Genomic DNA, 11,704 nt, shown 5'->3' on the forward strand with positions numbered 1-11,704 from the left:
TGTCGGGGAGTTCATCGGTGACGCGTACGACAAGGAGGCTGCCCATGTCCGCGCCCGTTTCCTCATCCCGTGTCGGCGTCTGGCTGATCGGTGCGCGCGGCTCCGTCGCCACCACCGTCGTCGCCGGGGCCGCCGCCGTGACCGCGGGCCTGCACCCGCCGACCGGGCTGGTCACCGAGACACCCCCCTTCGCCGACAGCGGCCTGCCGCCGCTGACCTCCCTCGTCTTCGGCGGCCACGACACGGTGGACTGCCCGCTCCCGAAGCGGGCCGAGGCATTGGCGGCCGGAGGGGTCCTCCCGCCGGGTCTCCCCGCCGCCGTGGCCGCCGAACTCGCCGCCGCCGACGCGGAGATCAGGCCGGGCGGACCGGCCCCGGGCGACCATCGCACCGAGGACGAGCTGATCGCCGCCTTCGCCGCCGACATCCAGGACTTCGTACGACGGTGTGGGCTGACGCGCGCCGTGGTGGTGAACGTGGCGTCCACGGAACCGGCCCCGGCGGGCCGCGCACTGCCGCCCAGCTCCCTCTACGCGGCCGCCGCCCTCCGCGCGGGCTGCCCGTACGTCAACTTCACCCCCTCAACGGGCCTGCACCACCCAGAACTTGCCCCCCTGGCGGCGGCGAGCGGACTGCCGTACGCGGGCCGCGACGGCAAGACCGGGCAGACGCTGCTGCGCGCCGTCCTCGGGCCGATGTTCACCCAGCGGGCGCTGGACGTGCGGGCCTGGTCCGGGACGAACCTGCTCGGCGGCGGGGACGGCGCCGCCCTCGCCGACCCGGCCGCCGCGGCGGCGAAGAACGCCGGCAAGGAACGCGTCCTCGCCGACACCCTGGGCACGACCCCCGAGGGCGAGGTCCACATCGACGACGTCCCGGCGCTCGGCGACTGGAAGACGGCCTGGGACCACATCGCCTTCGACGGCTTCCTGGGCGCCCGCATGATCCTCCAGACCATCTGGCAGGGCTGCGACTCCGCCCTCGCGGCCCCCCTCGTCCTGGACCTGGCCCGCCTGACGACCCGCGCCCACGAAGCGGGACTGTCGGGCCCCTTGACCGACCTCGGCTTCTACTTCAAGGACCCGGTGGGGGAGGGGCCCGCGGCGCTGGGGGAGCAGTACGAGGCGTTGGTGGGGTTCGCGGGGCGGTTGGGGCGGGCCGACGGCGCCGGCGCACAGAGCGGGCTGGACGGTTCTCGCCGTCAGGGTGAGCCGGGCGGTGCGGGCCGCCTCGGCGGGTCCGGTGATGCGTGCGAGCAAGGCGATCCGGGCCGAGCCGGGCTCGACGGGGAGGAGCGGTGAAGCCGGGGCGTGCCCGTGCCTGGGCCGAACTCCTGCGGCTGCCCGCCCTGTTCACCGTCCCCGGCGACGTCCTCGCCGGGGCGGCAGCCGCCTCCGCCCGCGCCAACTCCCGGACCCTGCTGGCCATCGGCTCCTCCCTCTGTCTGTACGAGGCCGGCATGGCCCTCAACGACTGGGCGGACCGGACGGAGGACGCCGCCGAGCGCCCCCACCGTCCGATCCCCTCCGGCCGCATCCGACCGGCCGAGGCCCTGACAGCGGCCTGCGCGCTCACGGCGGCCGGCCTGACCCTCGCCGCCCGCGCCGGCCGCCCCGCCCTCACGGTGGCCGCCCCCCTGGCCGCCACGGTGTGGGCCTACGACCTCGCCCTGAAGCACACCCCCGCGGGCCCCGTCGCCATGGCCGCGGCCCGCGGCCTCGACCTGCTCCTGGGCGCCGCGGCCACGACCGGCCACACCCGCGCGGCCGTCCCCTCCGCCGCGTTGCTCGGCACCCACACCCTCGCGGTGACCACCGTCTCCCGCCAGGAGACCCGGGACGGCTCACCACTGCCGCCCCTGGCCGCCCTGGCCGCAACGGCCGTTCTGACCCGGCTCATCACCCCCCGACCCCCGGCAGACCGAGGGACAGCAGCCGCTCCCGGTCTGCCGGGCCCCACGGCAACGGACACCGCCCGAGCCGACCTGAGTCCGTCCACAACACCGGCCCCGATCGGCACCACCCCGGGCACCACCGCCACCGCCCTGCGCACCGCCCTCTCCGCCGCCTACGCCGCGACCGTCGTCCGCCCCTACTTCCACGCCGCCCTCAACCCCTCACCCCCACTCACCCAACGCGCCGTCGGCAGCGGCATCCGCGCCACCATCCCCCTCCAGGCCGCTCTTGCCGCCCGCTCCGGAGCCCGGACCGGTGCCCTGCTCGTCGCCGCACTCGCCCCGCTCGGCAGGAAGTTCGCAAGGAAGGTGAGCGTCACATGACCCGCCCCGCCCCCGGCGCCCACCGGCCCCGCACCCCCCTCCGCTTCGGCTACGGCACCAACGGCCTCACCGACCTCCGGCTCGACGACGCCCTCGGCCTGCTCGCCGACCTCGGCTACGACGGCGTCGGCCTGACCCTCGACCACATGCACCTCGACCCGCTCGCCCCCGACCTGGCCGCCCGCACCCGAACCGTCGCCCGGCGACTGGGGGCACTCGGCCTGGGCGTCACCGTGGAGACCGGGGCCCGCTACGTCCTCGACCCGCGCCGCAAACACGGCCCGTCCCTCCTCGACCCGGACCCCGAGGACCGCGCCCGCCGCGTCGACCTCCTCGTCCGCGCCGTGCAGGTCGCCGCCGACCTGGGCGCCCACGCCGTGCACTGCTTCAGCGGGATCACCCCGGCCGGCACTGACACCGACCTGGCATGGAAGCGGCTCGCCGAGGCGCTGGAGCCGGTCCTGGACGCCGCGACCGCCGCCGGCATGCCGCTCGCCGTCGAACCCGAACCCGGCCATCTCCTCGCCACCCTCGCCGACTTCCACCGGCTCCGCCGGCTGCTCGACGACCCGGAGCCGCTGGGCCTGACCCTCGACATCGGCCACTGCCAGTGCCTCGAACCCCTCCCTCCCGAGGCCTGCGTCCGCGCCGCCGCCCCCTGGCTGCGCCACGTCCAGATCGAGGACATGCGCCGGGGCGTTCACGAACACCTCCCCTTCGGGGACGGGGAGATCGACTTCCCGCCCGTCCTCGCCGCCCTGGCCGACACCGGCTACCGGGGACTGACCGTCGTCGAACTGCCCCGCCACTCCCACGCGGGCCCCCACCACGCCGAACAGTCCCTCCCGTTCCTCCACGCGGCAGCCGCCCCCACCGCGTCCTCCGATCCCGCACCACCTCCCGGCGATCCCTCCGCCACCCCAGAAGGGAGCACCACCCCATGAGCCGCATCAGCCCCATGACCCCTGTGGAGCGCGTCAACAGCGACAGCCCCGTGGACGCCGTCACCAGCGACGACCTCGCCCGCACCCGCCCCGCAGACCTCCACACCCGCCTCGACTCCCACCTCACCGGCGCCGCCCGCGCCTGGCTCGACCAGGCCCTCGACGAGGCCGGCACCCATCCCGGCACGCACGGCCCCATCTCCGTGTGGGAGCTGCGGCTCGCCGAGGCCGGGCGGCGCTGCGGTGCCGAGCACGCCGACGCCGCCCGCGTCCTGATCCTGCACGCGGCCCGCGCCGACGCCGCCGCCCTCACCCGCGTCTACCAGCAGGGCACCGCCGCCGAACGCCGCGCCGTCCTGCACGCCCTGCCCCACCTCGTGCCGGGCCCGGACGCGCTCCCGCTCGTCGAGGACGCCCTGCGCACCAACGACACCCGGCTCGTCGCCGCCGCCGTCGGCCCCTACGCCGCCCGCCACCTCGACCCCCACCAGTGGCGGCACGCCGTCCTGAAGTGCCTGTTCACCGGCGTGCCCGTCGCGGCGGTGGCCGACCTGGACCGGCGCGCCCACGCCGACGCCGAACTCGCCCGGATGCTCGGCGACTACGCCGCCGAACGCACCGCAGCGGGCCGTCCCGTCCCCGCGGACCTGCACCGGGTCCTGACCCTGACCGACCCCACGGCCACCCCACCCGCACCGGCCACCGCCCCCGGCCCGCGCGGCACCGACGGCGAGGAGTCCTGATGCGCATCTTCGACCCCCACATCCACATGACCTCCCGCACCACCGACGACTACGAGGCCATGCACGCCGCAGGCGTCCGCGCCGTCGTCGAACCCTCCTTCTGGCTCGGCCAGCCCCGCACCTCGCCCGCCTCCTTCCTCGACTACTTCGACGCCCTCCTCGGCTGGGAGCCCTTCCGCGCCGCCCAGTACGGCATCGCCCATCACTGCACGCTCGCCCTCAACCCCAAGGAGGCCAACGATCCGCGCTGTGTGCCCGTCCTCGACGAACTGCCCCGGTATCTCGTCAAGGACCAGGTCGTCGCCGTCGGCGAGATCGGCTACGACTCCATGACCCCCGCCGAGGACACCGCCCTCGCCGCCCAGCTCCAGCTCGCGGCCGACCACGCGCTGCCCGCCCTCGTCCACACCCCGCACCGCGACAAGCTGGTCGGTCTGCGCCGCACCCTCGACGTCGTCCGGGAGTCCGCGCTGCCCCCGGAGCACGTCCTGCTCGACCACCTCAACGAGACCACCGTCAAAGAGGCCAAGGACAGCGGCGGCTGGCTCGGGTTCTCCGTCTATCCCGACACCAAGATGGACGAGGAACGGATGGTCGCGATCCTCAAGCGGTACGGCTCCGAGAAGGTGCTCGTGAACTCCGCCGCCGACTGGGGGAGAAGCGACCCGCTCAAGACCCGCCGGGTCGGCGACGCCATGCTCGCGAACGGCTTCACCGAGGACGACGTCGACCTGGTGCTGTGGCGCAACCCCGTCGCCTTCTACGGGATCAGCGGCCGCCTCGCCCTCGACACCGAGGGCACCCCGGCCACCGGCGCCACCCACGAGGGCAACTCCATCCTGCGTGGGGGCGAGTAGGGCATGCGCTTCCGCCACCCCGACGGCTCCACCGTCCATCTCGCCTACTGCACCAACGTCCACCCCGCCGAGACCCTCGACGGCGTCCTCGCCCAGCTCCGCGACCACTGCGAACCCGTCCGCCGCCGCCTCGGCCGCGACCGGCTCGGCATCGGACTGTGGCTGGCCGCGGACGCCGCCCGCACCCTCGACTCCGACCCGGCCGCCCTGCGCACCCTGCGCGCCGAACTCGACCGGCGCGGCCTGGAGGTCGTCACCCTCAACGGCTTCCCGTACGAAGGGTTCGGCGCCGAAGAGGTCAAGTACCGCGTCTACAAACCGGACTGGGCCGACCCCGAACGCCTGGAGCACACCACCGCCCTCGCCCGGGTCCTGGCCGGACTCCTCCCCGACGACGTCACCGAGGGCAGCATCTCCACCCTGCCGCTCGCCTGGCGCACCGCCCACGACGCCGGCCGCACCGAGAAGGCGCTGCGCACCCTCGCCGAACGCCTCGACGCGCTCCAGGAGCTGACCGGCCGCTCCCTGCGCGTCGGCCTCGAACCCGAACCCGGCTGCGTCGTCGAGACCACCCGCGACGCCCTCGCCCCGCTCACCGCGATCGCCCACCCCCGCATCGGCATCTGCGTCGACACCTGCCATCTCGCCACCTCCTTCGAAAACCCGCACACCGCCGTCGACGCCCTCACCACGGCCGGCGTCACCATCGTCAAGTCCCAGCTGTCGGCCGCCCTGCACGCCGAGCACCCCCATCTCCCCGAGGTCCGCACCGCCCTCGCCGCCTTCGACGAACCCCGCTTCCTGCACCAGACCCGCACGGCCACCGCCGCCGGCCTGCGCGGCACCGACGACCTCGGCGAAGCCCTCGGCGGCGAGGCACTCCCCGACGGCGCACCCTGGCGCGCCCACTTCCACGTCCCCCTGCACGCGGCCCCCGCCGCACCCCTCACCTCCACCCTCCCCGTCCTGAAGGACACCCTGACCCGGCTGGTCGGCGGCCCGCACCCGCTCACCCGCCACCTGGAGGTCGAGACCTACACCTGGCAGGCCCTCCCGCCCGAGCTGCGCCCCCGCGCCCGCACCCAGCTCGCCGACGGCATCGCCGCCGAACTCACCCTCGCCCGCGACCTGTTGACCGGCCTCGGCCTGAAGGAGCTGCCATGAGCACCCGGAGCACCGATCGGACCGACCCGGCTCCCACCCCCCTCCTCGTCCTGGACGTCGTAGGCCTCACGCCCCGTCTCCTCGACCACATGCCCCACCTCAAACGGCTCGCCCAGGCGGGCTCCCACGCCGCCCTCGGCACCGTCCTGCCCGCCGTGACCTGCGCCGCCCAGTCCACCTTCCTCACCGGCACCCACCCCGCCGAGCACGGCATCGTCGGCAACGGCTGGTACTTCCGCGACCTCGGCGACGTACTCCTGTGGCGTCAGCACAACGGCCTGGTCACCGGCGACAAGCTCTGGGACGCCGCCCGCCGCGCCCACCCCGGCTACACCGTCGCCAACATCTGCTGGTGGTATGCCATGGGCGCCGACACCGACATCACCGTCACCCCCCGGCCGATCTACTACTCCGACGGCCGCAAGGAACCCGACTGCTACACCCGGCCCCCGGCCCTGCACGACGAACTCACCGAGAAACTCGGCACCTTCCCCCTCTTCCACTTCTGGGGACCCGGCGCCGACCTGGTCTCCAGCCAGTGGATCATCGACGCGACCCGCCACATCATGGCCACCCGCCACCCCGACCTGACCCTCTGCTACCTCCCTCACCTCGACTACGACCTGCAGCGCTTCGGTCCCGACGACCCGCGCTCCCTGAAGGCGGCCGCCGACCTGGACCGAGCCATGGCCCCGCTCCTGGACGACGCCCGCGCGGAGGGCCGTACCGTCGTCGCGCTGTCCGAGTACGGCATCACGCGCGCGGACCGGCCCGTCGACATCAACCGCGCCCTGCGCCGCGCCGGACTGCTCGAAGTCCACACCCAGGACGGCATGGAGTACCTGGACCCGATGGCCTCCCGCGCCTTCGCGGTCGCCGACCACCAGATCGCCCATGTCTACGTACGACGGCCCGAAGACCTCGATGCCACCCGTGCGGCGCTGGAGGGCCTCCCAGGCATTGAGCAACTCCTCGACGACGAGGGCAAGAAGAACCACCACCTCGACCATCCGCGCGCGGGCGAGCTCGTCGCCGTCGCGGAACCGGACGCCTGGTTCACGTACTACTACTGGCTCGACGACGACCGCGCGCCCGACTTCGCGCGACTCGTCGAGATCCACCGCAAACCCGGCTACGACCCGGTCGAACTCTTCATGGATCCCCTCGACCCCTACGTCAAGGTCAAGGCGGCCACCGCACTGGCCCGTAAGAAGCTCGGCCTGCGCTACCGCATGGCGGTCGTGCCCCTGGACCCCGCGCCTATTCGCGGCAGCCACGGCCGCCTTCCGGCGAGCGACGACGAAGGTCCGCTCCTCATCTGCTCCACCCCCCGAGCCGTCGACGACCGCGTCGCGGCCACCGACGTGAAAGCACTGCTGCTGCGACTGGCCGGACTTTCCTGACTGGTCACCAGTGAAGCACCCGCCACTGACAACGCCCTTCGACCCCGAGGAGACCCAGACATGAGCCGCATGTCCCAGCCCGACCCCGAGCTCACCCACCGGCTCAGCAGACGAGGCATGCTCGGTGTGGCAGCGGGCGCCACCGCGGCCGCGCTGCTGGGCGCCGCGGCGTCCCCGGCCGGCGCCGCCACCGAGGCCACGACCGGCTCCGCGGGCCGCGGCCGTCCCGTCCTGCCGCCCGGCAGGCTCGGCATCCAGCTCTACAGCCTCCGCGACAAGGTCTCCACCCTCGGCTTCGCCCCCGTCTTCGCCGAACTCGAGAAGTACGGCTACGACGAGGTCGAGTTCGCCGGCTACACCCAGGGCTCGGCCGGCCCCATCACCCTCGCCCAGCTCAAGCGGCTGGCCAGGGACCACGGCCTGAACCCGATCGGCAGCCACGTCGGCTACTACTCCGACGACCCGAACGCCTACACCTTCGCCCAGAACCTCACCAAGGTCCTCGACGACGCCCAGGCCCTCGGCCTCAAGCACATAGGCACCGCCTCAGGACCGTTCCGCTACGGCTCGACCGTGGACGCCTGGAAGCGGGCGGCCGAGGAGTTCAACACCTACGGCGCTGCGGCCAAGGCGCGCGGCATGAAGTTCTACCAGCACAACCACTCCGAGGAGTTCTCCTTCGCCACCGACAACCCCAAGGTCCGCCTCTACGACGTGCTGCTCGTGGAGACCGACCCGGACCTGGTGTTCCTGGAGATGGACATCTTCTGGGCCTACTCGGGCCAGTTCCGCTTCTCCAAGCGCCCCGACGGCAGCCCCGCCCCCTTCGAGCCGCTGGACTACGTCCTCAAGCAGCCCCACCGCTACCCGCTGTTCCACGTCAAGGACGGTGTCAGCGACCCGGCCGACACCTACGGCTACCGCATGACCGACGTCGGCGACGGCGACATCGACTACCAGCGCTTCATCTCCGCCGTGACCCGGCTGCGCGGTGAACGCCTGGCCCACCACTGGCAGGCCGAACACGACCAGCCCACCGAGTCGTTCACGTTCGCCCGCCGCTCCAGCGCGTATCTGCACTCCCTGCGCGAGAAGTGCTGAGGGTCCGCACGGCGGCATGAGGAGGCCCTCCCCGATGTCCGATCCGGGGAGGGCCTCCTCACGCGCGCGTGCCGCTATGCCACGGGCGTCGGCTGCGGCACCGGCGTCCGGCCCGGCTGCCGCAGCAGCAGGGCGAGCACCGCCGCCACCATGGAGACGGCGCCGGCCAGGGCGTACGCCCCGTCGTAGCCCCAGGCCGCGACGACCATGGAGCCGAGGCCACCGCCGAACAGGCCGCTGATCAGCTTGCCGCTGTACACCAGGCCGTAGTTGGTGGCGTTGTAGTTCTCCCCGAAGTAGTCCGGCGTGAGCGCCGCGAAGAGCGGATAGAAGGCGCCGCCGCCGAAACCGGAGAGGAACGCGAAGAACAGGAACAGCGACTCGCTCCTGATGTCGCCCGCCCAGATCACGCCGAACTGGGCCAGGCCCAGCACGACGATCACGAACACCAGGGCCTGCTTGCGGCCCCACTTGTCGGACAGCCAGCCCACGACACCGCGGCCGATGCCGTTGATGACCGCCATGACACCCATCGAGGACGCCGCCACCAGCGGGCCGAAGCCCACCTCCTTCGCGTAGTCGACCTGGAAGGAGATGCCGAAGATCGACACTCCCGCGGTCATCACGATGAGGACCCACATCAGGGGGAGCATGCCGGTCCTGACGGCCTCCTTCGGCGTGTACTGCCGTGCCGCCGGAGGGTTCTTGGCGAGGCTCGTCGCGTTCTTCCCGTTGCCCGCGTGCGTCAGCGGATCGATGTCCGCGGGCCACCAGTTCTTCGGCGGGTCCTTGAAGAAGAAGGCGCTCCCGAAGACCACGATCATGATGTAGCAGCCGATCAGGTCCAGGACCCGGTGGTAGTTCGCGGTGTCGAAGCCGTAGTTGAAGATGAAGATGAACGGCAGGGACCCGTACGCGAAGCCGCCGTTGACGAACCCCGTCTTCGCTCCCCGGCGTTCGGGGAACCACTTGCCGACCATGTTGATGCAGGTCGCGTAGACGAGCCCGGCGCCGATGCCCCCGACGACACCGAAGCCCAGGATCGCCAGCCAGACGTTGCTCAGATGCGACAGGGCGAGGAACCCGATGACGCACAGAGCCGAGCCGGCGTACATGGCCTGACGAGCCGTCAGCAGGCCCTTCTCCCGCAGCCAGCCCGCCGGGAAGGCGACGCCGGCCTGGAAGAAGACCCAGACGCTGAGGATCCAGAAGGTGTTGCTCTGCGTCCAGCCGTGGGCGTGGGACAGGGTGTCCTCCGCCGAGCCGTACGCGTACTCGAAGACACTGATGGCCATCATGGCGATCCACGGCAGATACACCATGAGCTTGCGGGAGTGACCGAGGATGTCCCGGTCGGTCTCACCGACGCGGAAGACACGTCCGTGTGCGTCGGTCACTTCTCGGTAGGGACGGTGTGCGGCGTCGGGGTCGGTCGACGTGCTGTTCTTCGCGATGGGATCTGCCGTCATTGCAGGCCAATTCCTCCGTGTCAGGCCATACGTGTCAGACGATGCGGGTCAGGCCATTTCCTCGCCGAGCGGCTGTGGGTTGGGGGCGATACCGCGGCTGGTCCTCGGAGTTCCGGGCGCCTTCAGGAACACGGCGAGCACCGCGGAGGCCAGACCGATGCTGCCGGCCAGGACGAACGCGCCCTCGTAGTCCCACGCGTCGACGACGACCGCACCCATTCCGGAGCCCACGAGACCGGAGATGAGCTTCGAGCTGTAGACCATGCCGTAGTTGGAGGCGTTGTTGTTCTCACCGAAGTAGTCCGCCGTCATCGCCGCGAACAGCGGGAAGATCGCGCCGCCGCCGAAGCCGGAGACCATGGAGCAGAACAGGAAGAACGGCATGCTGCCCATCTGGCCCGAGACCAGCACACCGAACTGGGCGGTGCCCAGCACCAGACACACGATGATCAGCGTGTTGCGGCGCCCGTAGCGGTCGGATATCCAGCCGATGACGCCACGGCCGGTGCCGTTGACGATCGCCTTCAGCGACATGGCCGTGGCCACGATCCCGCCCGCGAAGCCCATGTCCTTGCCGAACGGCACCTGGAAGGCGATACCGAAGATGTTGATGCCGGCCGTGCACAGCAGGCAGAACCACATCATCCACAGAACGGGCTGACGAGAGGCCTCCTTCGGGGTGTACTGCTTGGGGGACGGCGGGTTCTTCTCCAGCGCCCGGCGGATCTTCGGGTCGTCGGTGGCTTTGAGCGGGTCGACGTGCGCGGGCCACCAGTTCTTCGGCGGGTCCTTGAAGAACCAGCCGGCCGACGCCACGACCAGGCACAGTCCGATGCCCACACTGGCGAGCACGGTCTGGTAGTTGCTCAGGTCCATGTACGAGGTGAACAGGAACACGAAGGGCACCGAGCCGTAGGCGAAACCGCCGTTGACGAAGCCGGTCTTGCCGCCCTTGCGCTCCGGATACCACTTGCCGACCATGTTGACGCAGGTCGCGTAGACGAGACCGGCGCCGATACCGCTGCACATGCCGAAGCCGAAGTAGGCCACCAGCACGTTCGGCGCGTACGCCAGCGAGAGATAGCCGAGCATCGTGCCGACGGCGCCGAGCATCATCGCCGTACGGGCCGGAAGTTTGCCGCTCTCGCGCAGCTGTCCGGCGGGGAAGGCCACGGCCGCCTGGAAGAACACCCAGACGCCCATCAGCCAGAAGATGTGCCCGCTGCTCCACAGATGAGCCTCGTGGAGGGTGTCCTCCGCCGACGTGAACGCGTACTCGGCGGAGCTGATGCCCATCATGCCCACCCACGGCAGGATGACCATCCACCTGCGCTTGCGGCCCATGATGTCCACATCGGACTCCCCGATGCGGTACACGCGGCCATTGCGGTCCGTCACCTCCCGATACGGGACGGACGTCGAATAGTCGATGGTTGTCATCTTGGTCAAGCACTCCTTGCGTCGAAAGATCTGGCCAGCGCCCCCTGTCCAAATGCCTTTCGTGCGCACACGGGTCCCGGGGCCACGCCGACGCGCACCGTCGGCCGACCCCTCGCTCACTCACGTCACGTCAGATCACCCCGCTCGTCTTCAGCAGGCGCAATTCCTCGTCACCCAGGCCGAGTTCACCCACGTAGATCTCCTCGTTGTGTTGGCCGAGGAGGGGGGAGGGGGTGATGCGGGTGGGTGAGTCGGAGAGTTTGAGGGGGTTGCCTACGGTGGTGTAGGCGCCGCGTTCGGGATGG

The 11,704-nt window shown here is 71.6% G+C and carries 10 protein-coding genes and 1 pseudogene; 8 read left to right on the forward strand and 3 right to left on the reverse strand.

The window, feature by feature from the left end; all coding sequences use genetic code 11:
* Positions 1-44 precede the first annotated feature (44 nt).
* From IQ210_RS35860 to IQ210_RS35895, 8 genes are read left to right on the forward strand one after another with little or no spacing between them, the layout of a single operon-like run.
* The gene (locus IQ210_RS35860) at positions 45-1,301 is read left to right on the forward strand and encodes an inositol-3-phosphate synthase (RefSeq protein WP_194083388.1); all 1,257 of its coding nucleotides are present in this window, start codon (positions 45-47) and stop codon (positions 1,299-1,301) included.
* Positions 1,298-2,278, forward strand: coding sequence for an SCO3242 family prenyltransferase (locus tag IQ210_RS35865; protein WP_322657482.1), 981 nt, complete (start codon positions 1,298-1,300; stop codon positions 2,276-2,278). The genes IQ210_RS35860 and IQ210_RS35865 overlap by 4 nt, the downstream gene beginning before the upstream one ends.
* On the forward strand, positions 2,275-3,222 hold the full coding sequence (locus IQ210_RS35870; RefSeq protein WP_194083390.1) for a sugar phosphate isomerase/epimerase family protein: 948 nt from the start codon (positions 2,275-2,277) through the stop codon (positions 3,220-3,222). Before IQ210_RS35865 ends, IQ210_RS35870 begins: the two co-directional genes overlap by 4 nt.
* Before the next feature lie 14 nt (positions 3,223-3,236).
* A complete protein-coding gene (locus tag IQ210_RS35875; protein ID WP_194083410.1) occupies positions 3,237-3,965 on the forward strand; it encodes an EboA domain-containing protein in 729 nt (242 codons plus the stop codon).
* Positions 3,965-4,822 carry a TatD family hydrolase gene (locus tag IQ210_RS35880; RefSeq protein ID WP_194083391.1) on the forward strand — a complete coding sequence of 286 codons (858 nt, stop codon included), beginning with the start codon at positions 3,965-3,967 and terminating at the stop codon, positions 4,820-4,822. Before IQ210_RS35875 ends, IQ210_RS35880 begins: the two co-directional genes overlap by 1 nt.
* Before the next feature lie 3 nt (positions 4,823-4,825).
* Complete coding sequence (gene eboE / locus IQ210_RS35885; RefSeq protein ID WP_194083392.1) at positions 4,826-5,986, forward strand: metabolite traffic protein EboE; 1,161 nt, start codon at positions 4,826-4,828, stop codon at positions 5,984-5,986.
* On the forward strand, positions 5,983-7,389 hold the full coding sequence (locus tag IQ210_RS35890) for a nucleotide pyrophosphatase/phosphodiesterase family protein (RefSeq protein ID WP_194083393.1): 1,407 nt from the start codon (positions 5,983-5,985) through the stop codon (positions 7,387-7,389). The genes eboE and IQ210_RS35890 overlap by 4 nt, the downstream gene beginning before the upstream one ends.
* A 60-nt stretch (positions 7,390-7,449) precedes the next feature.
* Positions 7,450-8,490, forward strand: a complete 1,041-nt coding sequence (locus IQ210_RS35895; RefSeq protein WP_194083394.1) for a sugar phosphate isomerase/epimerase family protein — start codon at positions 7,450-7,452, stop codon at positions 8,488-8,490.
* 74 nt (positions 8,491-8,564) lie between these two features.
* On the opposite strand, the gene IQ210_RS35900 is transcribed toward IQ210_RS35895, so the two are convergent.
* The 3 genes and pseudogenes from IQ210_RS35900 to IQ210_RS35910 form a co-directional block, all read right to left on the reverse strand.
* Complete coding sequence (locus IQ210_RS35900) at positions 8,565-9,959, reverse strand: OFA family MFS transporter (RefSeq protein ID WP_194083395.1); 1,395 nt, start codon at positions 9,957-9,959, stop codon at positions 8,565-8,567.
* A 48-nt stretch (positions 9,960-10,007) separates the two neighbouring features.
* Entirely contained in the window at positions 10,008-11,399 is a 1,392-nt protein-coding gene (locus IQ210_RS35905) for an OFA family MFS transporter (protein ID WP_194083411.1), read from the reverse strand.
* A gap of 130 nt (positions 11,400-11,529) precedes the next feature.
* Positions 11,530-11,704 (reverse strand): annotated as a pseudogene (locus IQ210_RS35910) (formyl-CoA transferase); the annotation flags it as partial.

Source organism: Streptomyces justiciae, from assembly GCF_015163075.1.
In the GTDB taxonomy this organism is placed as follows: Bacteria; Actinomycetota; Actinomycetes; order Streptomycetales; family Streptomycetaceae; genus Streptomyces; species Streptomyces justiciae.

Excerpts from the sequence above, each read along its gene's own strand:
- IQ210_RS35905 (WP_194083411.1), bottom strand. The coding sequence starts at position 11,399 with ATGACAACCATCGACTATTCGACGTCCGTCCCGTATCGGGAGGTGACG.
- IQ210_RS35870 (WP_194083390.1), top strand. The coding sequence starts at position 2,275 with ATGACCCGCCCCGCCCCCGGCGCCCACCGGCCCCGCACCCCCCTCCGC.
- IQ210_RS35890 (WP_194083393.1), top strand. The coding sequence starts at position 5,983 with ATGAGCACCCGGAGCACCGATCGGACCGACCCGGCTCCCACCCCCCTC.
- IQ210_RS35895 (WP_194083394.1), top strand. The coding sequence starts at position 7,450 with ATGAGCCGCATGTCCCAGCCCGACCCCGAGCTCACCCACCGGCTCAGC.
- IQ210_RS35875 (WP_194083410.1), top strand. The coding sequence starts at position 3,237 with ATGACCCCTGTGGAGCGCGTCAACAGCGACAGCCCCGTGGACGCCGTC.
- IQ210_RS35880 (WP_194083391.1), top strand. The coding sequence starts at position 3,965 with ATGCGCATCTTCGACCCCCACATCCACATGACCTCCCGCACCACCGAC.
- eboE (WP_194083392.1), top strand. The coding sequence starts at position 4,826 with ATGCGCTTCCGCCACCCCGACGGCTCCACCGTCCATCTCGCCTACTGC.
- IQ210_RS35900 (WP_194083395.1), bottom strand. The coding sequence starts at position 9,959 with ATGACGGCAGATCCCATCGCGAAGAACAGCACGTCGACCGACCCCGAC.
- IQ210_RS35860 (WP_194083388.1), top strand. The coding sequence starts at position 45 with ATGTCCGCGCCCGTTTCCTCATCCCGTGTCGGCGTCTGGCTGATCGGT.